Source organism: Pseudarthrobacter sp. As-47, from assembly GCF_058215595.1.
The window spans coordinates 4310725-4332391 of the sequence record NZ_CM177088.1; the positions used below are offsets into that span (position 1 = coordinate 4310725).

The 21667-nt window shown below is 67.1% G+C and carries 21 protein-coding genes; 15 read left to right on the plus strand and 6 right to left on the minus strand.

The window, feature by feature from the left end:
* The first annotated feature begins 49 nt into the window (after positions 1–49).
* The gene (locus tag AC4BCK_RS19935; protein ID WP_490566389.1) at positions 50–886 is read left to right on the plus strand and encodes a TIGR04086 family membrane protein; all 837 of its coding nucleotides are present in this window, start codon (positions 50–52) and stop codon (positions 884–886) included.
* Here AC4BCK_RS19935 and AC4BCK_RS19940 read toward each other — a convergent pair whose 3' ends face one another.
* Complete coding sequence (locus AC4BCK_RS19940; protein WP_364409874.1) at positions 887–1285, minus strand: YchJ family protein; 399 nt, start codon at positions 1283–1285, stop codon at positions 887–889.
* 164 nt (positions 1286–1449) lie between these two features.
* On the opposite strand from AC4BCK_RS19940, the gene AC4BCK_RS19945 reads away from it, so the two are divergent.
* From AC4BCK_RS19945 to AC4BCK_RS19970, 6 genes are all read left to right on the plus strand, one after another.
* Positions 1450–2235: a hypothetical protein gene (locus AC4BCK_RS19945; RefSeq protein ID WP_174181781.1), complete on the plus strand. Its 786-nt coding sequence runs from the start codon at positions 1450–1452 to the stop codon at positions 2233–2235.
* Between the two features lie 27 nt (positions 2236–2262).
* A complete protein-coding gene (locus AC4BCK_RS19950; RefSeq protein ID WP_174181778.1) occupies positions 2263–3267 on the plus strand; it encodes an aldo/keto reductase family protein in 1005 nt (334 codons plus the stop codon).
* Between the two features lie 79 nt (positions 3268–3346).
* A complete protein-coding gene (locus AC4BCK_RS19955) occupies positions 3347–4144 on the plus strand; it encodes an SDR family oxidoreductase (RefSeq protein WP_490566936.1) in 798 nt (265 codons plus the stop codon).
* 91 nt (positions 4145–4235) lie between these two features.
* Complete coding sequence (locus AC4BCK_RS19960; protein ID WP_251424972.1) at positions 4236–5363, plus strand: sulfite oxidase; 1128 nt, start codon at positions 4236–4238, stop codon at positions 5361–5363.
* A 79-nt stretch (positions 5364–5442) separates the two neighbouring features.
* Positions 5443–5826, plus strand: coding sequence for an RNA-binding S4 domain-containing protein (locus AC4BCK_RS19965; RefSeq protein ID WP_174181774.1), 384 nt, complete (start codon positions 5443–5445; stop codon positions 5824–5826).
* Positions 5823–7286, plus strand: coding sequence for an amidohydrolase (locus AC4BCK_RS19970; RefSeq protein ID WP_472531161.1), 1464 nt, complete (start codon positions 5823–5825; stop codon positions 7284–7286). The genes AC4BCK_RS19965 and AC4BCK_RS19970 overlap by 4 nt, the downstream gene beginning before the upstream one ends.
* A 14-nt stretch (positions 7287–7300) precedes the next feature.
* Here the strand turns inward: AC4BCK_RS19970 and AC4BCK_RS19975 are convergent, their stop codons facing one another.
* On the minus strand, positions 7301–7807 hold the full coding sequence (locus AC4BCK_RS19975) for a hypothetical protein (RefSeq protein ID WP_251424977.1): 507 nt from the start codon (positions 7805–7807) through the stop codon (positions 7301–7303).
* Between the two features lie 286 nt (positions 7808–8093).
* Here AC4BCK_RS19975 and AC4BCK_RS19980 point away from each other — a divergent pair, with 286 nt between their 5' ends.
* From AC4BCK_RS19980 to AC4BCK_RS19990, 3 genes are all read left to right on the plus strand, one after another.
* Complete coding sequence (locus tag AC4BCK_RS19980; RefSeq protein WP_490566937.1) at positions 8094–9506, plus strand: HNH endonuclease; 1413 nt, start codon at positions 8094–8096, stop codon at positions 9504–9506.
* 198 nt (positions 9507–9704) lie between these two features.
* Positions 9705–10322, plus strand: a complete 618-nt coding sequence (locus tag AC4BCK_RS19985; protein ID WP_066272323.1) for a uracil-DNA glycosylase family protein — start codon at positions 9705–9707, stop codon at positions 10320–10322.
* A gap of 15 nt (positions 10323–10337) precedes the next feature.
* Positions 10338–11273, plus strand: coding sequence for a prenyltransferase/squalene oxidase repeat-containing protein (locus tag AC4BCK_RS19990; RefSeq protein ID WP_363937293.1), 936 nt, complete (start codon positions 10338–10340; stop codon positions 11271–11273).
* 20 nt (positions 11274–11293) lie between these two features.
* On the opposite strand, the gene AC4BCK_RS19995 is transcribed toward AC4BCK_RS19990, so the two are convergent.
* From AC4BCK_RS19995 to AC4BCK_RS20005, 3 genes are all read right to left on the minus strand, one after another.
* Positions 11294–12544, minus strand: a complete 1251-nt coding sequence (locus tag AC4BCK_RS19995) for a type II toxin-antitoxin system HipA family toxin (protein ID WP_490566390.1) — start codon at positions 12542–12544, stop codon at positions 11294–11296.
* Positions 12541–12804, minus strand: a complete 264-nt coding sequence (locus tag AC4BCK_RS20000) for a helix-turn-helix transcriptional regulator (RefSeq protein WP_174182197.1) — start codon at positions 12802–12804, stop codon at positions 12541–12543. Before AC4BCK_RS20000 ends, AC4BCK_RS19995 begins: the two co-directional genes overlap by 4 nt.
* A gap of 261 nt (positions 12805–13065) precedes the next feature.
* The gene (locus tag AC4BCK_RS20005; protein ID WP_490566391.1) at positions 13066–13659 is read right to left on the minus strand and encodes a class I SAM-dependent methyltransferase; all 594 of its coding nucleotides are present in this window, start codon (positions 13657–13659) and stop codon (positions 13066–13068) included.
* Positions 13660–13738: 79 nt separating this feature from the next.
* Between AC4BCK_RS20005 and AC4BCK_RS20010 the strand changes: the two genes are divergently transcribed.
* Genes AC4BCK_RS20010 through AC4BCK_RS20025 form a run of 4 tightly spaced genes read left to right on the plus strand, consistent with a single transcriptional unit; the run spans position 13739 to position 18531 of the window.
* Positions 13739–14440 (plus strand): FadR/GntR family transcriptional regulator, encoded by a 702-nt coding sequence (locus AC4BCK_RS20010; protein WP_251425017.1) that lies wholly within the window; start codon positions 13739–13741, stop codon positions 14438–14440.
* A 26-nt stretch (positions 14441–14466) separates the two neighbouring features.
* Positions 14467–15537: an asparaginase gene (locus AC4BCK_RS20015; RefSeq protein ID WP_174182203.1), complete on the plus strand. Its 1071-nt coding sequence runs from the start codon at positions 14467–14469 to the stop codon at positions 15535–15537.
* 6 nt (positions 15538–15543) lie between these two features.
* Positions 15544–16983 (plus strand): aspartate ammonia-lyase, encoded by a 1440-nt coding sequence (locus AC4BCK_RS20020; protein ID WP_490566392.1) that lies wholly within the window; start codon positions 15544–15546, stop codon positions 16981–16983.
* Positions 16984–17016: 33 nt separating this feature from the next.
* On the plus strand, positions 17017–18531 hold the full coding sequence (locus AC4BCK_RS20025; protein ID WP_310112942.1) for an amino acid permease: 1515 nt from the start codon (positions 17017–17019) through the stop codon (positions 18529–18531).
* A gap of 94 nt (positions 18532–18625) precedes the next feature.
* On the opposite strand, the gene ggt is transcribed toward AC4BCK_RS20025, so the two are convergent.
* Positions 18626–20515: a gamma-glutamyltransferase gene (ggt, locus tag AC4BCK_RS20030; RefSeq protein WP_490566393.1), complete on the minus strand. Its 1890-nt coding sequence runs from the start codon at positions 20513–20515 to the stop codon at positions 18626–18628.
* Positions 20516–20681: 166 nt separating this feature from the next.
* On the opposite strand from ggt, the gene AC4BCK_RS20035 reads away from it, so the two are divergent.
* The gene (locus AC4BCK_RS20035) at positions 20682–21629 is read left to right on the plus strand and encodes an L-lactate dehydrogenase (RefSeq protein WP_490566394.1); all 948 of its coding nucleotides are present in this window, start codon (positions 20682–20684) and stop codon (positions 21627–21629) included.
* Positions 21630–21667 lie beyond the last annotated feature (38 nt).

Sequence of the window (21667 nt, forward strand, 5' to 3'; positions counted from 1 at the left end):
AATAGTAAGCATCCTTGCTATGACTGGTGGGTGATGCTTGAGTGGAGCCATGAGTAGCTCAACAGACCCAGAGAACCTGCCTCCGAGGCGTGCCCGCGAGGATGTTGACCGAACCGGGACCCGCGGCGACGATGCCGTTGGCGGCGAGCCCACCCGCTCCTACCCGCAGGTGCCGGCAAGCGATGCCGCGCCGACCTCCACCTTTGACCGGGTGCCGGACCGCACAGGGCCGGCCCGTGCCTCCGCCGAGCGGGAGTACGTTCCCACAGCTTCCGCGCCGGCTGCCGATCCCAACCTGACCGACCGGCAGACCGCCGTGGCCCGGGAAAAGGAACAGTTCGGCGGCATCAAGGTGGGCTCCGCGTTCTTCGGCTGGCTGACTGCCACCGGCATGGCCGTGCTGCTCACCGCCTTTGTGGCGGCGGCGGGAACGGCTGTTGGCCTGGCCACCAATACCGATGTGAATGAAGCTGTCAGCCAGGCAGCCCAGAACCAGGGCACGGTGGGCCTGGTGGGCATCATTGTCCTGCTGGTGATCCTGTTCCTGTCCTATTACTCCGGCGGTTACGTGGCAGGCAGGATGGCGCGCTTCAATGGTGCCAAACAGGGCCTCATGGTGTGGATCTGGGCGCTGATCGTGGCGATCCTTGTGTCCATCCTGGGCCTGGTGGCGGGGCAGCAGTTCAACGTGCTGGCCAACCTCAACAGCTTCCCGCGGATCCCCATTAACGAAGGGCAGCTGACCACCACCAGCATCATCGCCGCCGTCGTGGTGGCCGCTGTTGCCCTGGTTGGCGCCGTCCTCGGCGGACTTGCCGGCATGCGGTTCCACCGCAAGGTGGACCGGGCCGGCTTCACGCCGGACAGTGCCTACGACAACGAGTAGTCAGGCGTGGACGTCCCCGTCCACGTAGAGCCAGCGGCGGTTTTCCCGCACGAACCGGCTGGTCTCGTGGAGGACGCCGCGGCCGCTGCCGTGCCGGTAGTACGCCTTGAACTCCACCACCCCCTCGGTATCCAGCGGTCCGCCGCCGGATGTGGAGAGGATGTCCAGGCGCCGCCACTCCATGCCCGGATCCAGTTCCAGCTCCGCCGGCGCTGTCCGGGGGTGCCAGGTGCGCATCAGGTAGTCCGCGTCCAGCAATGCGAACGCACTGTAGCGGGAGCGCATGAGTTGCTCAGCGGTGGCAGCATCCGCCACTCCCCGGTGGAAGCGTCCGCAGCACTGTCCGTACTGCTCCCCGGACAGGCACAGGCAGTTTTCCTGGTCCATGGATACCGTCATGCAAAAGATGCTGTCACACGCGGTAACAGCTTTGCTACAACCCGGGGCGCGCCCCAGCGTCCGGCGGCACGGCACCCCAAAAATCCGTAAGGTGGAGAAGGAGCGGGCGCCCTGGCGGAGTAGGGCCGGGGTGCGTCCTGCTGCCGGCAGAGAGGAGAGATGACGTGGAGAATCCGGATACGCTCATCCTCAACCTGACGTTCCTGGGAACCGTGGGCGTTGCACTCCTGATGTTCCTGGTCCTCTTCCTGCTGGGGGTCATCACCCTGGTCCTTGCCGGGCTTGGCCGCTTGGCAGCCGCGCTGCTGATGGCCCTGTTCGGCCGGCGCTCCCGAAAAGAATCCCTTCCCCTTGTACGCTTCGCCGGACCTGCCGGGGGCCAGCAGCAGGCGTCCGACGGCGGCGCTGGCGCGGCGTCCGCAGCCGGACCGGCACACGCCGGGCTGCTTGCGCGCGCGTTCCGCAAGCGGGCCGGGAAGCCTCCCCGCGACTGGCGCGCCGCGCTGCAGCCCGCCCACCTGAAAACGACGCTGCGCACCGCCGTCGAACACCACCCCGCGCTGGCCGCCGCCCGCCGCGAGCCGCCGGTCCTCGCGGAGGACTGGGCCGCTGCCGTTGCGGACGCGGACGCCCGGGCAAAGGCCAAGGCACGCGCGGCTTCGCCGGACATCAAGCTTTCAGTGCGGGATTTACCCGATCCCCAGGTGCCGGCAGAAGAGGTTGCGGAAGTGGCCCCGCTGGTGGAATCCGCACTGGATAACAGCCGTCCCTCGCGGGAGCTGCCCCGGTCCTTCAAGAAGCCGCAGGTCCCCCACGTCCTGGCTCCGCTGGACACCGGATCACTGGTGTCCCTGTCCGGCCCGGCGCAGATCAGCAGGGCCGCGGCGGAGGCAGCCAAGGAAACGGGTTCCACAGGGACTGCGTCGAAGGGCAGACAGCCCTTACCCTGAGCAACCATCTGGGTTAGCGTGAAACCCATGGAATTCAGATACCTCGGAAACAGCGGATTCAAAGTCTCGGAAATCACGTTCGGCAACTGGCTGACGCACGGCTCGCAGGTGGAGAACGACGTCGCCACCCAGTGCGTACGCGCAGCGCTCGACGCCGGCATCAGCACATTCGATACAGCCGACGTCTACGCCAACACGGCAGCGGAAACGGTGCTCGGTGCTGCGCTGAAGAACGAACGGCGCGAATCCCTGGAAATCTTCACCAAGGTCTATGGGCCCACCGGCCCCAAGGGCAAGAACGATCTTGGCCTGTCCCGCAAGCACATCATGGAATCCATCAACGGTTCGCTGCGGCGCCTGCAGACGGACTACGTGGACCTCTACCAGGCCCACCGCTACGACTTCGAGACGCCGCTGGAAGAAACCATGCAGGCGTTCGCGGACATCGTCCGGCAGGGCAAGGCGCTGTACATCGGCGTCAGCGAGTGGACGGCCGAACAGCTGCGTGAAGGCCACGCACTGTCCAGGGAGCTCGGTTTCCAGCTGATCTCCAACCAGCCCCAGTACTCCATGCTGTGGCGGGTCATCGAGGCCGAGGTGGTGCCGGCGTCGGAGGAGCTGGGCGTGTCCCAGATTGTCTGGTCCCCCATGGCGCAGGGTGTGCTGAGCGGCAAGTACCTGCCCGGCCAGCCTGCCCCTGAAGGCAGCCGCGCCACGGATGAAAAGGGCGGCGCAAAGATGATCGAGCGCTGGATGCGCGACGACGTCCTGGCCGGCGTGCAGGAGCTCAAGCCCATTGCCGAGGAAGCGGGCCTCTCCATGCCCCAGCTGGCCGTGGCGTGGGTGCTGCAGAACCCGAACGTTGCCTCGGCCATCGTCGGCGCCTCGCGGCCGGAGCAGATCGCGGACAGCGTGGCGGCGGCAGGCGTGAAGCTTGAGCCGGAGGTCCTGAAGAAGATCGACGACGCCATCGGACCGCTGGCCGAGCGCGATCCCGCCCAGACCAAGTCCCCCGCCGCGCGCGAAGCCTAGGGCGCCCGTGACTTCCGCAGCGGAACTGCCTGACTTCCCCGGCCTCGGCGTCACGGGGTCCACCGGCGGGCTGGGCGGCATGGTGGCGCGGGAACTCGCCGCGCTGGGTTCCACCCAGCGCCGGCTGGTCCGCGATCCTGCGCGTGCGCCTGAGCTGGATGGTGCCACGCCCGCCGTGTGCAGCTACACAGACACCGCGGCTGCCCGGCAGGCCCTGGACGGCGTGAAAGTGCTGTTTATGGTGTCCGCCGCGGAAACGCAGGACCGGGTGCAGCAGCACACCGCCTTCATCGACGCCGCGGCAGGCGCCGGGGTGCAGCATGTGGTGTACACGTCCTTCTACGGCGCAGCTCCCGACGCCACCTTCACCCTGGCCCGGGACCATTACGCCACGGAGGAGCACATCCGGGCATCCGGCATGGACTTCACGTTCCTGCGGGACAACCTGTACCTGGACTTCCTGCCGCTCCTGGCCGGGGAGGACGGCGTGATCCGCGGACCCGCCGGCGACGGCGCCTTTTCGGGGGTGGCCCGCGAGGACGTTGCCCGCTGCGCCGTGGCCGTCCTGCGCGACCCCGCCATCCATAAGGGCGCCATCTACAACCTCACGGGCCCCGAGGAACTCACCCTGGCGCAGGCCGCGGACATCATCACGCAGAGTACGGGCCGCACCGTCTCCTACCAGCCGGAGACGCTGGAGGAGGCCTACGCGTCGCGGGCCTCCTATGGCGCACCTCCGTGGCAGGTGGACGCGTGGGTCAGCACGTATACCGCCATCGCGGCCGGGGACATGGCGGGGATATCACCGGATGTCCACGGGCTCACCGGTGAAGACCCCATCAGCCTGCGGGAATTCCTGGCCAGGCCTGTCCTCTGACTCCAACGGGAAGGCCGTTGACGTGCCGGCAGGGCGGGCGTAGACCTGTGGACAGGGGACGTTCAAGCCGGCCGGCAGGAGTGGCACCACCATGAAACAGATCTTCACGCACCAGCAGTCCGCGGGCCCAGCCGCAGCGGCGGAAAGCCCCGCTGCGCACACGGCCGGGCCCACCACCGGCCCGATCACCCGGGAGGAACTCCAGCTGGGGGCCCGCAACCACTCCATGCCGCTGGAGGCCCTCCGCCGTGACATCACCCCACCGGGGCTGCACTACGTCCTGACCCACTTCGACATCCCGGACATTGACGAGTCCTCCTGGCACCTGCGGATCAGCGGTGCGGTGGACATGGCCATGGAGCTGACCATGGCCGCCCTGCGCAGGGACCCCGTCATCACGGTGCCCGTCACCCTGGAGTGCGCCGGGAACGGACGGTCGCTCCTGGATCCGCGGCCGGTCAGCCAGCCGTGGATCCTGGAAGGCGTGGGCACCGCGCACTGGACGGGCGTACCCCTGGCCTACCTCCTGGGAAAGGCGGGCGTCCACCCGCACGCTGTCGAAGTGGTGTTCACCGGGGTGGACGAGGGCGTCCAGGGCGGCGTCCCCCACCGCTACGCACGCAGCCTGCCGATCCATGAGGCGCTGCGTCCCGACGTCGTCCTTGCCTATGCGATGAATGGCACTGAGCTGCCGCCCCAGCACGGCTACCCGCTGCGGCTGGTGGTGCCCGGCTGGTACGGCATGGCCAGCGTGAAATGGCTGCAATCCATCGAAGTGGTGACCACCCCGTTCAAAGGCTTCCAGCAGGAGGTCGCCTACCGCTACCAGGAATCAGCGGACGACGCCGGCACGCCGGTTTCGCGGATCAGGGTGCGTTCGCTGATGGTTCCGCCGGGCATCCCGGACTTCCTGACCCGCAACCGGATGCTGAAACCCGGGCCGGTGCTGCTGCAGGGCAGGGCGTGGTCCGGCGGGGGTGCCGTCACGTCGGTGGAGGTGGGCATCGACGGCGCGTGGCTGCCGGCCCAGCTCGACAAGCCTGCGGGCGGATACGCGTGGCGGAAGTGGACCATGCCGTGGGTGGCGGACCTGGGCGGGCACGTGCTGTCCTGCCGTGCCACGGACTCAACCGGAGCCACCCAGCCCCTGGAGCAGAACTGGAACTACCAGGGGATGGGCAACAACGTGGTGCAGCGCATCAGCGTAACGGTTGGTTAGCCGGGCGGCCCGGCTGGTGCTGGAGCCGCCGACAGGTCCGGCGCCGGGAAAGCGGGCCGGGCTATACTCGGTGCCAGCCATGACCAGCCTTCCTTCCTCCCCCGCCAGTGTCCGCATCGACGCGTGGCTGTGGGCCGTCCGCGCCTACAAGACCCGCTCCGCGGCGACGGCTGCCTGCCGGGCAGGCCACATCCGGCTCAACGGCAGCCCTGCAAAGGCATCCGCGACGCTGGTCACGGGCGACACAGTCACCGTTCGGATGTCCGGGTACGAACGCATCCTCGAGGTGCGCCGGCTGATCAACAAGCGCGTTGGGGCTGAACCGGCCTCGCACTGCTTCACCGACCACACACCTCCGCGCCCGGTCGCCCCCGCCCTCGGCCTGCCGCAGCGCGATCGGGGCGCCGGCCGGCCCACCAAGAAGGACCGCCGCGAGATGGAACGGCTCCGCGGTTCGGCGTGACGGGCCTGGTCCTTGCAAACGTGCGGATACCCGGGGACGCCGCACTGTACAGCGTGCACATCAGCGACGGCCGGGTGGCCGGGTTTGGCGCAGATGCTGACTCTCCGGTAGCCGCGCGCGTCATCGACGCCGGCGGGCGCTGCCTGCTACCTGGGCTCTGGGACGAGCACGTCCACATGACCCAGTGGGCGCTGCACGCCAACCGCATTGACCTCTCCGGTGCCGTCAGCGCCCAGGATGCGGCCGCCGTCGTACGTTCTTCGATGCCCGGCGCCGATCCGGCGGTGACCGCCGTCGGCGTCGGCTTCCGTGACGCCCTGTGGCCGGACACGCCCTCCCTGGCGCTGCTGGATGAGGCAACCGGCAGCCAGCCCACCGCACTGGTCAGCCACGACCTGCACAGCGTGTGGCTCAATACCGCTGCGGCCAGGCGGTATGCGGTACAGGTGGACGCCTCCGGGCTGCTGCGCGAGGACCCGGCCTTTGCCCTGACACGGGAGCTGGGCCGCCTGCCCGACGCCGTGGTGGATGCCTGGGTGGCCGGAGCCGCCAGGGCGGCTGCTGCCCGTGGCGTGGTGGGCGTGGTGGATTTCGAGATGACCTGGAACCGGGACCCGTGGCTTCGGCGCATTGCCGGCGGCTTCGATGCCCTCCGGGTGGACGCCGGTGTCTACCCTGCCGACCTTGAGCGCGCTGCGGCCGAAGGCATGAGGACCGGACAGGAGGTCGACGGCGGCAAGGGGCTGCTGCGGGTGGGACCGCTCAAGGTGCTTATTGATGGGGCGTTGAACACCCGCACCGCCTATTGCGTGGATCCCTACCCCTTTGGCGGGCGCGGGCTCCTGACGGTGGAGCCGGAGGAGCTCCTGGCCCTGCTGGAGCGGGCAAGGGCCACCGGATTCCTTCCCGCCGTCCACGCAATCGGGGATGCGGCCAACCAGGTGGCCCTCGACGCTTTCGAACGGGCGGGGATTGGCGGGCGGATCGAGCACGCCCAGTTTGTCCGCCGGGAGGACCTGGCGCGTTTCGGTTCGTTGGGCGTGCTGGCCAGCGTCCAGCCTGTCCATGCACTCGACGATCGCGATGCCGCGGAGACCAACTGGCCAGGGCGGACTGACCGCGCTTTCCCGCTGCGTTCCCTGCTCGACGCCGGGGCATCGCTGCTGCTGGGCTCGGATGCCCCGGTGGCCTCACTGGATCCTTGGGCTGCCATGGCGGCGGCCACGGCGCGGGCCCGCGATGACGGGCGCGGGCCGTGGCATCCCCAGGAAGCCATTACCCGCGGGCAGGCGCTCCTGGCGTCGAGCCGGGGGCGTTCGCAGGTGCGCGTGGGTGATCCCGCCGACCTGGTACTTCTTGATGCCGATCCGTTGGCTGCGCCGGACGCGGTGTTCGCGGCTATGCCGGTGGCCGCCACGCTCGTCGCCGGGCGTTTTACGTACGACGGCGGCCTGGCGTAGGTCAGGCTGCGGTCTCACCCCTTTGTGCGTGCCCTCACGAGGTTGGCAAACGGGAGCCTTCCGTGTTCCTCGACGAAGGCCGCGTGGTAGCCCGCTTCTGCCTTGGCGAGGTGTTCCGCCGGCAGTTCCTTCCAGGCGATCAGCAACTGGTCCGCATCCGCGAGCTGCCAGACCAGCCGGCCGTCCCAGTGCCCCGGCGGCTTGCCCTGGCCGAAATCCAGGAACTCCTGGACCTGCCGCCGGAGGCCGCGGTTGCCCTTGCTGCCCGGGCCTGCCTTGCCCAGGTAAAGAACGACGGTGGCGTCCACCCATTCGGCGGCGAGGGCGGGCTCGGGCAGGGACGGGTCCTTCTTCTTGAAGACGCCTGCGGTGCTTTTTTTGAGGAAGCGGGGCTGGAACCCTTCCGGTGCCAGGACGGCGAAGACGCCTGTACCCTGCGGGATCCGCATGGCCTCGAGCGAACCGATGGGACGGAAGCCCGCGAACCCCTCGGCTTTCAGGCCCTTTCTGGAGAACTGCATTCCCTCATTCAACAGCACGCCTCACGGCCACTTGGCTTATCCCGGTTTATCCACATACCGCCCTTAGCAGCCGGTTGTTGTCAGACCCTGCTGGAAGACTTTGTTTATGGAAGCGGTTCAGGTGCTGGGAGGGGCACTGCCACCAGCGCAGGTGGCGGGAAAACCCGCTGCGCCTGCGGACGCCACGCGCCTTGTCTCCTGGGTGGCGCCGGTTCCCGAGGTCCTGTCCGTTGCTGACATCTCGCGTTCCCTGTTGTCGGTTCCGGTCGCGGCTGACGGCCCCGGGATGATTGATCAGGTGCGGGAGCTTGAAGACCTGAAATCGCTGGCGGCTGCGAAACAGGCCCGGATCGCTGTGGCTTTCGATCTCTCCCAGCGGAGGGAGCAGGCCGCGGCCGGTGTCCCGGCCAAGGAACAGGGCGCCGGTGTTGCCGCGCAGGTCGCGTTGGCGCGCCGGGAGTCCCCGGCCCGCGGCGGCCGGCTCCTGGGCCTGGCCAAAGCCCTCACCACCGAGATGCCCCACACCCTGGCCGCCCTGCAGTCCGGGCAGCTGAACGAATGGCGCGCCACCCTCATCGTGAAGGAAACAGCATGCCTGTCCGCCGAAGACCGGTGCGCGGTGGATGAGGAACTCGCCGCCGACACCGGCACCCTCTCCGGTACAGGTTCACTGGCCGGCGCCGGGGACCGGGCCATCCTTGCCGCGGTCCGGGCCGCCGCGTACCGGCGCGACCCGCACTCCGTAGCCAGACGAGCCAATCAGGCGGTGAACGACCGGACCGTGACGCTCCGCCCGGCGCCGGACACCATGGCCCGCCTGAGCGCCCTGCTCCCGGTCGCGCAGGGCGTCGCCGTGTACGCCGCCCTCACCCGCCACGCCGACACCGCCCGATCAAACGGTGATGACCGTTCCAGGGGCGCGGCCATGGCCGATGAACTGGTGCAGCGCATCACTGGCACCCCGGCCGGGATCAGCAGCATCGAAGTCCAGCTCGTCATGACCGACCGCACCCTCTTCCAGGCCGACAGCGAACCCGCCCGCCTGGCAGGCTACGGCATCGTCCCCGCCCACTGGGCACGGCAAACCATCCTCGGGCAGCAAGAACGACCCGGCCCGGGACCAGCGGACAGCGCCGGTGCTCCGGAGACGGACGTCAGGGCTGGCAGCGGTACTGATGTTTGGCTCCGCCGGGTCTTCACAGCCCCCGGCACCGGCGAACTCCTCGCCATGGATTCGAAAGCCCGGCTCTTCCCTCCCGGGCTCCGCCGGTTCCTCCAGGTCCGCGACGACACCTGCCGCATCCCCTACTGCGATGCACCCATCCGCCACCACGACCACATCATCCCCTGGCACCAGGACGGGCCCACCACCAGCACCAACGGCCAAGGCCTCTGCGAAGCCTGCAACCACACCAAAGAAACACCCGGATTCTCAGCCAGACCGGTCCCTGGACCACGACACACGGTGGAACTGAAAACCCCCACCGGCCACGCCTACCACTCCACAGCGCCTCCACTACCCGGCACCGGTCTCGATGGCGCTGGAGCGGGCGCTCCAGCCGCTATTGCTGCTGTCCTCGCTACGGGTCCCCCATATGAGCTCGCTCCCCGGGCAGCGCGAGCCGCGCCGTCGCAGCGGGCCCGCCGTCCCGCCGTCGTGGGAAACGCCCAAAGCGCCTACAGCAGGCCAAAGCACTAAAACGCCCGCCTCCGGCATTCGCTCGCGGCCAAAGGACGGAACACGTTGTTCGAAGCACCGGCCGCCCGGGTTCCGGCTGACCCAATCAGCCGATCTCACAGAAGGGAGAGAGAACTTCACCTGCCCACCCATCAGCGTGGAAGCGTAGAGTGGCCTAAGACGCCTGATTCTGGACGCCTTGCTGCTGAGGGAGAAATCGTGACGATTGATTGGGACGAGAAAAAGGCCCTGCTACAGGAACCGAACATTGCGAAGGTAACCCAGCTTTGCGACGAACTGATGGAAAAGAAGCCAGGGTCCGTCGTCCCTTATATCGACCCTGTGCACGACGAGGATGAGTGCCGCATCGTCAGCCTGCAGGTCAGCCCCGGCAAGGGCACCGAGTCCGGCTTTGTCTCGCACTACAACGACGATGAGGCCGCCCGCCGCGCCACCCAGATCTACGAGTTGGCAGAACTTGATCCCCGCTATGTGATGCCGTGGCACGCCTACCCCTGGGTCCGCGATGCGGATATGCCGTCCGCCCTGAATGTGCAGGAGAAAACTGACGGCCTCCGCCCGTTCCGGCAGTTCCTGAAGATCAACTCCCGGGTGTCTGCGGTCATCGCCCACGGCACCGATGCCTCCACTTTCCTCACCCTCTTCGAGAAGACCTACCACCAGTCGCTGAAGAACAGCGGCATCAAGGTATACAAGGCCACCGCGCTCGGAGGCCGGGCCTTCGCCGTCTCGGAAGCGAAGCAGGAAGAGCTTCTGGCCAAGAACGTGGACATCTATAAGGACGCCATGCAACGGGCAGGAATCCAGCACCTCTAACATTCCGTCTAGGGCATGGATGTCATCGCCTGGCTGCTCGAGTCCGATCCAGCCCTCCGCTGGCAGGTCCTGCGCGACCTGACCGGCGCGGCGCCTGGGACAGTGATTGCCGAACGGAACCTGGTTGCCACCAGCGGCTGGGGCGCCCGCCTTCTAGCGCTGCAAGGAGCAGACGGACAATGGGACGGCGGCACCTACTGGCCGGACCATGACGACGACCCCCACGGCCAGCCCTGGACCGCGACCACCTACAGCCTGCTGCTCCTGCGCGATTTCGGCCTGAACCCCGCCGCCCAGGAAGCCAGGCATGCGGTCAGCTTGGTGAGGGACAACAGCCGTTGGGAGGAAGGCAACCAGCCTTTCTTCGACGGCGAAACCGAGCCCTGCATCAACGGCATGGTGGTGGGGCTGGGCGCCTACTTCGGGGAGAACGTCGACGCTGTGGTGGACCGGCTGGTCGGTGAACAGCTTCCGGACGGCGGATGGAACTGCGAAGCAGAACGGGGATCTGTCCGCTCTTCATTCCACACCACCATCTGCGTGCTGGAAGGGCTGCTGGAGTACGAACAGGCCACCGGGGGGACCGGCGCATCACGGCAGGCGCGGCACCGCGGCGGGGAATACCTGCTGGAACGCAGGCTGCACCGGCGGAAAAGCACGGGCGCCGAGGTCAGTCCCGAATGGCTGCAGTTCTCCTACCCCACGCGCTGGTTCTACGACGTTCTCCGCGGGCTGGACTACTTCCGCTCCGCCGGCGGCACGCCCGACGAACGGCTGGGAGAAGCCGTGGAGGCCGTCCGCTCCAGGCAGCAGCCGGACGGCTCGTGGCTGCTGGAGAACACCCATCCCGGCAAGGTGCACTTCACGCTGGAGGACGGCGACGGGCAACCCAGCCGGTGGAACACCCTCCGCGCCCTGCGGGTCCTCAGCTGGTACGGGGGACGCCAGTAGGGACCGGGCGCTGAACCGGCCTAGCCCTCAAGCAGCCGCCGCCGGTGCTTCAACTCCTTGACCCAAGCCCTGGTGACCATGTCCGGAAACGGGGAGCCGCCGTCGTCGTCAGTCCTTTGCCCGGACCCGCCCAGGCCGCGGAAGGCGGTCCCGGACTCCAGGTCCGCCAGCAGCGGGCCCGCCGCTTTCAGGGCAACATCCACCACCTGGGCGGCCGCGCGCTCCGGCAGCCCGAGCTCCGTGGCCCAGCCCAGGAAATGACGCCGTGAGACACCCGCCCGTTTGCCGTTCATGCTCAGCGCAAGCGTCTTGTCTCCGTACACCACTGTGGAGGGAATGTCGTAGACCGGCGCAATGGTCCACTCCCCGGAAGGCTGCTGGACCATGGACACATTCTTGGCGTGCAGATCCCCGTTGCCGGTAAGCCATGCGTACGCTCCCTGGATGGCCAGGTTCCTCAGTGCGGGAAGGGGTGCGGCGCAGTGGTCCGCCAGCGCATGGCAGACCTGCCCGTAACCCACGTTGTACTTGTCCGCCGGATACAGCTTCAGCACCTGCGCCCCGTCCTCGACCGCCAGCCGCCGCACCCCGCCCGGTTGGCCCGCAGGCCTGGGAACCCGGTCGAAACGCTCAACCAGCAACCCGGGCCTGCCGGCAACGTCCCGGATCAACCGGACCTTGCCCAGCGGGATCCTGAGCTTGGCCGCGTAACGGAACATCACCATCTCGTTCTCCACCACATGCGGAAATTCGGGCGCGTTGAGTTTGAGGATGAACTGCCGCCCGGCGCCTGTCACCGGGACAGAGATCATGCCGGCGGAGAGCTTGTCCTGCACGCCGGCCAGTGCCACCGGGTCGATCAGGTCGGGATCCCCCAGCAGCTGGTCGAAGTCCACTGGCTGTTTCGGATCGAGCCGGACCGCGTGGTCATCCGGGTCCAAGGGCTCCCCGTGGCCCACGATCTGCACGTCGCCCACAGGATTCGCGCCGGCGGCGATGAGCAGGGACAAGTCGTCATCAGCGCTGGTCTTGATGGAACGCCGCAGCGCATTAAGCCGGCGGCCCTCAGGCAGCAGCCCGGTGAAATAGGGCGGCGCGGCCCCCGCGGCGGACAGCACCGGTTCGCCGCTGAGCGGCAGGGAAGTCGCGACTGCCGGCCCGGCCGCCTGGAGGTAGGCGGGCAGGTAGCTGAAGCGGGTACCGCCGTCGTGCCGTTCCAACCGTGCTGCCAGAACACCCGCTTTGTAGATGTCCGCGATGCGGTGCCTCATTGTCCAGGGCTGTTCTCAGCTGCCGGTCCGGCCGCGCGGGCCGCCTGGCTGTTCCGGGCGGTGACCTTCAGTTCCAGACCCAGGGTTTCAAGGACGGCGACCAGGGAGTCCAGCTGGACGCTCGGCTTGCCCTGCTCGACGAAGCGGACAAAGCGCTCGGAGACGCCGGCCAGCTGGGCGAGATCGTGCTGCGTCAGGCGGAGGACTGCGCGGCGGGCGCGCACTTCTCCCGCTATCACCGCCGCAAAGCTCTGGGGCATGGGACTCCCATTAGGTACGATCGTTCCGCTCTAGCACTGCAAAGCCAGCCTACTGCTGACCGCGGTCAATCAAAAGAGGGAGATCGGCACGATCATGCCGGTCATTGAGTCAGGCCGAGTTGGCAGCGCTGCGGGCAGTTCCCTGATTCAGCTCCCGTGGAAGTTCAGGCAGTAGCCTCCGCCTTGCAGCATCAGCCAGACATTCCGCCAGTGCGGCGCAGCCGCGACTGAATCCTGCGCGCCATCGAAGACAACGAGCGTTTAGGCCGTACTCACAACCACATAGCGTTCGTCCGCGATCTCCCGGCCCCACAGTGCAGGGTCCGTCAACATTGTCACTGTGGCACTCTTGCGGTGTGCGCGGAGCATTTCGTGGCAGCGTTCCGCGGAAATTCCCGCACCAGTTCCCCAGAGCCCCTCCACCAGAATCATGGTGCCCGAACCACGCAGCAGTCCGGTCCATCGACCCAAAGCAGCATCAGGGTCCGGGAGAGCCCACAAGACATGGCGGACAAGGACAACATCAACAGAGCCACGAGCGCGCGGCGGTACCGACGCGTCACCCACGACGAACTCAGCGGACACGCCCGCATCAGCCACCTTCGTCCGAGCCCTTGCCACCATCTGCTCGGACAAGTCCACGCCCCAGACCCTGTGGCCAGCTTTACCCAGCAGTAAGGAAAGACTGCCGGTCCCGCAGCCAAGGTCCGCAACATCGCACTCTGGCATTGGCATTAGCGGCAGCAGCAACTCCGCCCATGCCTGTCGGATGGCAGGGTCAGCTAATCCATGGTCTGGCTCAACATCGAACTTTGCAGCCTGGCCGTTCCAGTACTCGCGCACTGCATCAGTCATGCGGGCCAGTCTGGCACATACCGCGCTCGCTAAGGAGAACAATATTGACACCGCGTGTGACCCCTGCCATATTTAAAGCGTGAACCTGTCAGACAGCCGGACAGCAGGACAGCCTGCACCCCTCGCCCGGCTCAGCGCCGCCGAAGCGGTCTTCAATGCGATCCGACAGGACATCGAGTCCGGCGCCGTTCCCGTTGGCAGCAAGCTCAGCTCCGAGTCCACGCTCTCCCAGCAGTACGGGGTAAGCCGCTCGGTGATCCGCGAGGCCCTCCGCTCCTGCACGGCCCTGGGCCTGACCGTCACCAAAACGGGCAAAGGCACGTTCGTCGTGGCGGATAAGGTGGCCAACGACCTCGCCCTCGGCCAGTACTCAGCACGGGACCTCACGGAAGCGCGGCCCCACATCGAGGTTCCCGCAGCCGGCCTGGCTGCGGAGCGGCGCAGTGACGGGGAGCTGGAAACTCTCCGCCACCTCGTTGCCGCCATGCGCACCGAAACCGATCCCGAATCCTGGGTTGCCCTGGATTCCAGCTTCCATGCAGCGATCGCCCGGGCCAGCGGCAACCGGGTGTTTGCCAGCGTGGTGGCGGACATCCGCGGCGCCCTGGCCCACCAGTCCGAAACCCTGAACATGGTGGCGGACAGGCAGCACGCCTCGGACACCGAACACCGGGACATCCTCGCCGCCATCGAGGCCGGCTCCCCCGAGGATGCGCGCGCCGCGATGGCCCACCACCTGCACGCCGTGGGCCTGGCCCTCGATTCCATCCTCAATACCTAGCCCGCCCCCACCCAGCCAAGGAACCCATGCTTTCCCCTGCCCTTTCGCCTGCCCTCAGCGCTGCCGCCCTCCCGCAGCACACGCCCCTGGTCGCCGCCACCCGCGACGGGGTTGTAGAAAGCATCCACTACGGGTCGGCCATCGCGCTGGATGCTGACGGCACCACAGTGGCCGCCGCGGGCGATCCGCTTGCACCGTTCTATCCCCGGTCCTCGCTCAAGCCGCTGCAGGCCGTGGCCATGGTCCGGGCCGGACTCGAACTTCCCGCGGACCTCCTGGCCCTGGCTGCCGCGAGCCACTCCGGCGGCGCAAAGCACCGCCAGGGAGCCCTGCGGATCCTGGAACTGCACGGACTCAGCGTCAGCGATTTCGAGAACAGCAGGGACCTCCCCTACGGCCCGGCCGAACAGGAGGAATGGCTGCGCAACGGGGGCCGTTCCACCCAGCTCACCCAGAACTGCTCGGGCAAACACGCCGCCATGGTTGCCACCTGCACCATCAACGGCTGGCCGGTCAAGGGCTACCTGGATCCCTCGCACCCGCTGCAGCGGCTCGTGGCCGCCACCGTCACCGAGCTCACCGGCGACGAACCCCTCGCCCTCAGCACCGACGGCTGCGGCACTCCCCTGTATGCCCTGACCCTGCCGGGCATGGCCCGCGCCTTCGGTGCGATTGCCCGCGCCGCCGCGGACAGCAGCGGCGGTAACGATGACGGCGGCCCGGCCCCGCTGGGTGCGGAAGCCGCCGTCGGCCTGGCCATGCAGCAGCACCCGGACATGGTGGCGGGGGAAGGCCGTGACGTCACCGAGCTGATGCGCCTGCTCCCGGGCGCGGTGGCGAAGGACGGCTTTGAAGGCGTCCAGCTGGTTGGTCTTGCGGACGGCCGCTCGGCAGCCGTGAAGATTTCCGACGGCGGCGACCGCGCCCGCATGCCCGCCACCGTCAAGCTGCTGGAGGCGCTGGGCGTGGACACCGCTCCGCTCGCCGGCATTGGAACGGCGCCCGTCCTGGGCGGCGGCCAGCACGTGGGCCTGCTGCAGGCCACCGATTTCCTGACCCACATTTTCCCGTCCGCACCCGTCAACGAAGCCCCGTAAGGACACATGACCATCATCGATACACCAGCCTCCGCAGCAGGAACCGCTCCTGCGCACACCCGGTCCGAGCACGACCTGCTCGGCGACCGCGACATCCCCGCCGGCGCCTACTGGGGCGTGCACACGCTCCGGGCCGTGGAAAACTTCCCCATCACCGGCCAGAAGCTGTCCTCCAACATGCACCTTGTCCGTGGCCTCGCTGCGGTCAAGCTGGCCGCCGCCCGCACCAACCGGGAACTGGGCCTGCTGGACGCGGAACGCTCGGACGCCATTGAGCAGGCCTGCCAGGACGTGCTGGACGGCCAACTCGCCGACCAGTTCGTGGTGGACGTCATCCAGGGCGGCGCCGGGACGTCGTCGAACATGAACGCCAACGAGGTCATTGCCAACCGCGCCCTCGAAATCCTTGGCCACCCCAAGGGCGACTACGCCCGCCTGCACCCCAACGACCATGTGAACCTCAGCCAGTCCACCAACGACGTCTACCCCACCGCGGTAAAGCTGGGCACCATCTTCGCCGCGCGTGAACTGCTGGATGCCCTGGCTGAACTGGAGGAAGCCTGCGCAGCCAAGGCGCTGGAATTCCGCACGGTGGTGAAGATGGGCCGCACCCAACTGCAGGACGCGGTGCCCATGACCCTGGGGCAGGAGTTCGGCAGCTACGCCATCACCATCGGCGAGGACCGCCTCCGCCTGGCTGAAGCCGATCTGCTCATCCACGAGATCAACCTCGGCGCCACCGCCATCGGCACCGGCCTGAACGCACCCGCAGGCTATGCGGAAGCTGCCTGCCGGCACCTCGCCGAAGTGTGCGGCCTGCCGCTGGTGACCGCGCCCGACCTGATCGAGGCCACCCAGGACGTTGGCGCCTTCGTGCACCTCTCCGGCGTGCTCAAGCGGGTGGCCGTGAAGCTCTCCAAGATCTGCAACGACCTGCGCCTGCTCTCCTCCGGACCGCGCGCCGGCTTCGGCGAAATCAACCTGCCGGCCGTCCAGTCCGGCTCGTCCATCATGCCCGGCAAGATCAACCCGGTGATCCCGGAAGTGGTCAGCCAGGTGGCCTACGAGGTCATCGGAAACGACGTCACCATCACCATGGCGGCCGAAGCCGGGCAGCTCCAGCTGAACGCGTTCGAGCCGGTCATCGTCCACAGCCTCCACAAGAGCATCTCCCACCTGGAAGCCGCCTGCCGCACCCTGACGGCGCGCTGCATCCGGGGCATCACCGCGAACACCGAGCACCTCCGCCGCACGGTGGAGCAGTCAATCGGCCTGGTCACAGCCCTCAATCCCCATCTGGGCTATGCCACCGCCACCGCCATCGCCAAGGAAGCACTGGCAACCGGCAAGGGCGTGGCCGAACTCGTCCTGGAACACGGACTCCTCACCAACACGCAGCTCCAGGAACTCCTCAGCCCTGAGCGCCTGGCCAACCTGAGCAAGTAATCCCCCATGCCAACGGATACCCCTAGGACCCCCATGTCTAATCCCACGCTCCCGGACCACGTTATTGACGGTGGTCATGCCCATGCTTCTGAGTCGGCGCTGCATGCCGAGGACAAGGGCTACCACAAGAATCTGAAGCCCCGGCAGATCCAGATGATCGCGATCGGCGGCGCGATCGGCACCGGCCTGTTCCTCGGCGCCGGCGGCCGGCTGAACGCCGCGGGCCCGTCCCTGGTGATCGCCTACGCCGTGTGCGGGTTCTTCGCGTTCCTGATCCTCCGCGCCCTGGGCGAACTGGTCCTGCACCGGCCCTCCTCAGGCTCGTTCGTCTCCTACGCCCGTGAATTCTTCGGAGAAAAAGCCGCGTTCGTCTCCGGCTGGTTCTACTGGATCAACTGGGCCACCACCACCATCGTGGACATCACCGCCGCCGCGCTCTACATGAACTTTTTCGGCAACTACATCCCCTGGATGGCAGCGGTCCCGCAATGGGCCTGGGCCCTGACCGCCCTCGTCGTCGTCCTCGCCCTGAACCTCGTCTCGGTCAAGGTCTTCGGCGAAATGGAATTCTGGTTCGCCCTGATCAAAGTCGCCGCCCTGGTCATCTTCCTCGTCGTCGGCACCTACTTCGTCATCTTCGGCACCCCCGTGGACGGCCAACAGGTCGGCCTGAGCCTGCTCTCAGACAACGGCGGGATCTTCCCCAACGGCCTGCTGCCCATGATCATCCTCATGCAGGGCGTCCTGTTCGCCTACGCCTCGATTGAACTCGTCGGCACCGCCGCGGGCGAAACCGAGAACCCGGAAAAGATCATGCCCAAAGCCATCAACTCCGTGGTGTTCCGCATCGCCGTGTTCTACGTCGGCTCCGTGATCCTCCTGGCCCTGCTGCTGCCCTACACCTCCTACGAAAAAGGCGTCAGCCCCTTCGTGACGTTCTTCGGCTCCATCGGCATCCAGGGCGTGGACGTCATCATGAACCTCGTCGTCCTCACCGCCGCCCTGTCCTCCCTCAACGCCGGGCTCTACTCCACCGGCCGGATCCTGCGCTCCATGTCCGTCAACGGCTCAGCCCCCAAGTTCGCCTCCCGCATGAACAAAGCCGGCGTCCCCTACGGCGGGATCGCCATCACCGCCGGAGTCTCCCTCCTCGGCGTCCCGCTGAACTACCTCGTCCCCGCCCAGGCCTTCGAAATCGTCCTCAACGTCGCCTCCGTGGGCATCATCATGACCTGGGCCACCATCGTCCTGTGCCAGCTCCAACTCAAACGCTGGGCAGACAAAGGCTGGCTGGAACGCCCCTCCTTCCGCATGATCGGCGCCCCCTACACCGGCTACCTCTCCCTGCTCTTCCTCGCCGGCGTCCTCACCATGGTCTTCATCGACTCCCCCCTCACCATGCTCGTCACCGCCATCGCCTCCGCCCTCATGATCGCCGGCTGGTACGCCTGCCGCACCCGCATCCGCGAAATCGCCCAAACCCGCGAAGGCCACACCGGACTCTCCCCCGTCATCGCCAACCCGCCCGCGGCAACCTTCAAGAAGTAACACCTCTCCCTAACGCCCGACGGCGGCACCGAAGGTTCTGAAGCTGCAGAACCCGGGTGCCGCCGTCGGGGTTTTACGAAAGATCCGGCGTTGGCTACTTGTGCGAAGGTTTGACCACCAGGGCCGAGCCCCCGCCGCGGCGCGTCGGTTCGGCCACGGCAGTGGCCTTCTTCCCGTCGTCGCTGAACTCGATGGCCGTAGCGGCGCCGATCTCAGACGCGGACGTACCGGGCGCACCTGCCGCGGAGAAGTTGTGGCCGTACCGTGTGGCAAGGTCCTTTCCATACGGCGTGTCAATGAACGCCTGCTCAGCGGTCACACTTGCCGTGTTGCGCTGCGAGGCACGCGGCGCGGCCAAGGCGTCCTGGATGTTCATGCCCAGGTCAATCCGATTAATGAGCATCTGCAGGACGGTGGTGATGATGGTGGAGCCGCCCGGAGAGCCAAGTGCCAGGAACGGTTCGCCGTCCTTGAGCACAATGGTGGGTGACATGGACGAGCGCGGCCGCTTCCCCGGCTCGATGCGGTTCGGGTCCGTAGCGCTGTAGACGGGCGAGAAGTCCGTAAGCTCGTTGTTCAGGATGAACCCGCGGCCGGGAACTGTTATACCGGAGCCGCCCGTCTGCTCGATGGTGAGGGTGTATTCGACCACGTTGCCCCACTTGTCCGAGACGGTGAGGTTGGTGGTGTTGATGTTCTCCGTATCCGGTGCGTCGTTCAGTGCCATCGGCTTGGCCGGGCACACGCCGTCGTACGACCCTACGTCCCCTGCAGCCACGGGCTTGGTGGCGGCACGATGGGGGTCAATGGCGCAGGACCTCTCCTTCCCGAATTTAGAGTCAAGGACTTCTTCGGTGGGGACATCCACAAAGGCAGGGTCCCCCACGTACTTTCCACGGTCGGCAAAAGCGAGCGCGCTGGCCTCGAGGTAGTAATGCAGAGCCCGCGCGGTATTGTCGTTGCCCCTGCCCTCGCCTTTGGCCAGATCGGCAAGGTTGAAAACGTCCAGGATGTTGAGGGCCTCACCCACGGTCGTACCACCACTGCTGGAAGGCGCCATGCCGTACACGTCGTAATCGCGGTACTCAACGTGAGTGGGGTCTTGGTCAAGGGCCTCGTAGTCATCCAGGTCTTCGGTTGTCATCACGCCTGCCGGACCAGGAACCGGAACTTTGGCGTCCACGGATGAGGGGGCGTTCCGGACAGTGGACACAATCTCTTCGGCAAGCGGGCCCTCATAGAACTCATCCACGCCCTTGTGTCCCAAAATCCGATAGGTCTCGGCAAGGTCCGGATTTGTAAAAACAGTTCCAACCGCGGGAGGAGCACCTCCAGGCAAGAACAGCTCCCTCGTAGCGGCAAACGGAGCAAAGCGGTCCTGGTTGTCCGCAGTCTGCAGCCGGAAGGTTTCGTCCACCACAAAACCATCTTCGGCAACGTCGATGGCAGGTTCCAGCGCTTCTGCAAGGTTCATGCTGCCCCAGCGATCCAGCGCGCGTTCCCAAGTTGCCGGAGTCCCTGGGACACCAACAGACATTCCACTTGTAGCCTGCTTGCGGAACGGGTAGGCAACAGGTTTGTCCGCGGGACTGGCTGGGTCGATGAACGCATCTCTGGGCATGGCGGCAGGCGCAGTCTCACGTCCGTCGATAGTGCTGATCTTTTCCTTCTCGGCGTCGTAGTACACGAAGTAGCCGCCGCCCCCGATCCCGGCGCTGTACGGCTCGGTAACGCCCAGCGTTGCCGCGGCGGCGACGGCTGCGTCCACGGCGTTGCCTCCCTTGCGCAGGATTTTGATGGCAGCCTCAGATGCGTCCAGGTCGACGGTACTGACGGCGCCGCCATAGCCGGTGGCTACAGGGGTCTTTTTGGATTTATCATCCTGCCCCGAATCGGCAGATGCCGGGCTGGTTAAGGCACCGGTTGTCACGCTCATCGCCAGCGCTGCAGTGACCGCAGCGAACCGGCGTCCCAGATATGGCATGGTTGCTCCTGAAAGGGGTGCGGGTGAGGTGGATCACACGCTACTCCTCCCGGAATGGACACTCAACGCTCCCGCCTACCCTTGCTGCCTCGGTAGCATGAAAGCCACTGCCGGGAGTTGCACCACCAACACGGGCCCCGTTCGGGCCGGGGAATCGAGGTACCTCATGTCAGGATCCAAACTCGCAGTTGTGGGAGCCGGGAGTGTGGGAAGTTCCCTTGCGTACGCTGCCCTGATCCGTGGTTCGGCCAGCAACATCGCCCTGTTCGACGTCAATGCCGCCAAGGCTGACGCCGAAGTGCTGGACCTCGCCCACGGCACCCAGTTCGCTGCCGCCGCTGCGTCCATGACCGGCGGCGGCGACATCGCCGTGACGGAGGGCGCCGACGTCGTGGTCATCACGGCCGGAGCCAAGCAGGCGCCCGGCCAGACCCGGCTGGACCTCGCCGGAACCAACGTGCGGATCCTGGAAGAGCTTATGCCCCGGCTCCTCAAGCACGCCCCGGACGCGGTCTACGTCCTGGTCACCAACCCCTGCGACGTGCTCACCGTGGCAGCGCAGAAGATCTCCGGGCTCCCGGCGGGGCGTATCTTTTCCTCCGGCACGGTCCTTGACACCTCCCGGCTGCGCTGGCTGCTGGCCCGCCGGGCGGGAGTGGCCGTGCCCAGCGTCCACGCCAGCATCGTGGGCGAGCACGGGGACACGGAGTTCCCCGTGTGGTCCACGGCAACCATCGGACCCATCCCGGTCCGCGACTGGAGGGTGGACGGGGAGCACGTCTTCACCCCCGAATACCTGGCCGAGACGGCACGCGAAGTGACGCAGGCGGCGTACAAAGTCATCGCCGGCAAGGGTGCAACCAATTACGCAATCGGCCTCTCCGGCGCGCGCACCGTGGAAGCCCTGCTCCGCGATGAAAAAGCGGTGCTGCCGGTGTCCACGGTGCTGGACGGACAGCACGGAATCGCCGGAGTGGCCCTGTCCCTGCCGAGCGTCGTGGGGCGCGGCGGCGTCCACACCGTCCTGGAAATGCCCATGGACGACGGCGAGCTGGCAGCCCTGCAGCATTCCGCCGACACCCTGCGGCACACGCTGGGCACCCTGGGCATCTGAGAGCCTTCGCCGGCGCGCGGCCGGCCGTCATGCAACGC

Excerpts from the sequence above, each read along its gene's own strand:
- AC4BCK_RS19995 (WP_490566390.1), bottom strand. The coding sequence starts at position 12,544 with ATGAGGCACCGCATCGCGGACATCTACAAAGCGGGTGTTCTGGCAGCA.
- AC4BCK_RS20005 (WP_490566391.1), bottom strand. The coding sequence starts at position 13,659 with ATGACTGATGCAGTGCGCGAGTACTGGAACGGCCAGGCTGCAAAGTTC.
- AC4BCK_RS19940 (WP_364409874.1), bottom strand. The coding sequence starts at position 1,285 with ATGACGGTATCCATGGACCAGGAAAACTGCCTGTGCCTGTCCGGGGAG.
- AC4BCK_RS19965 (WP_174181774.1), top strand. The coding sequence starts at position 5,443 with ATGACCAGCCTTCCTTCCTCCCCCGCCAGTGTCCGCATCGACGCGTGG.
- AC4BCK_RS20020 (WP_490566392.1), top strand. The coding sequence starts at position 15,544 with ATGACCATCATCGATACACCAGCCTCCGCAGCAGGAACCGCTCCTGCG.
- AC4BCK_RS19975 (WP_251424977.1), bottom strand. The coding sequence starts at position 7,807 with ATGCAGTTCTCCAGAAAGGGCCTGAAAGCCGAGGGGTTCGCGGGCTTC.
- AC4BCK_RS19990 (WP_363937293.1), top strand. The coding sequence starts at position 10,338 with ATGGATGTCATCGCCTGGCTGCTCGAGTCCGATCCAGCCCTCCGCTGG.
- AC4BCK_RS20000 (WP_174182197.1), bottom strand. The coding sequence starts at position 12,804 with ATGCCCCAGAGCTTTGCGGCGGTGATAGCGGGAGAAGTGCGCGCCCGC.
- AC4BCK_RS20035 (WP_490566394.1), top strand. The coding sequence starts at position 20,682 with ATGTCAGGATCCAAACTCGCAGTTGTGGGAGCCGGGAGTGTGGGAAGT.
- AC4BCK_RS19935 (WP_490566389.1), top strand. The coding sequence starts at position 50 with ATGAGTAGCTCAACAGACCCAGAGAACCTGCCTCCGAGGCGTGCCCGC.
- AC4BCK_RS19955 (WP_490566936.1), top strand. The coding sequence starts at position 3,347 with ATGGTGGCGCGGGAACTCGCCGCGCTGGGTTCCACCCAGCGCCGGCTG.
- AC4BCK_RS19960 (WP_251424972.1), top strand. The coding sequence starts at position 4,236 with ATGAAACAGATCTTCACGCACCAGCAGTCCGCGGGCCCAGCCGCAGCG.
- ggt (WP_490566393.1), bottom strand. The coding sequence starts at position 20,515 with ATGCCATATCTGGGACGCCGGTTCGCTGCGGTCACTGCAGCGCTGGCG.
- AC4BCK_RS20025 (WP_310112942.1), top strand. The coding sequence starts at position 17,017 with ATGTCTAATCCCACGCTCCCGGACCACGTTATTGACGGTGGTCATGCC.
- AC4BCK_RS19980 (WP_490566937.1), top strand. The coding sequence starts at position 8,094 with ATGATTGATCAGGTGCGGGAGCTTGAAGACCTGAAATCGCTGGCGGCT.
- AC4BCK_RS19950 (WP_174181778.1), top strand. The coding sequence starts at position 2,263 with ATGGAATTCAGATACCTCGGAAACAGCGGATTCAAAGTCTCGGAAATC.
- AC4BCK_RS20015 (WP_174182203.1), top strand. The coding sequence starts at position 14,467 with ATGCTTTCCCCTGCCCTTTCGCCTGCCCTCAGCGCTGCCGCCCTCCCG.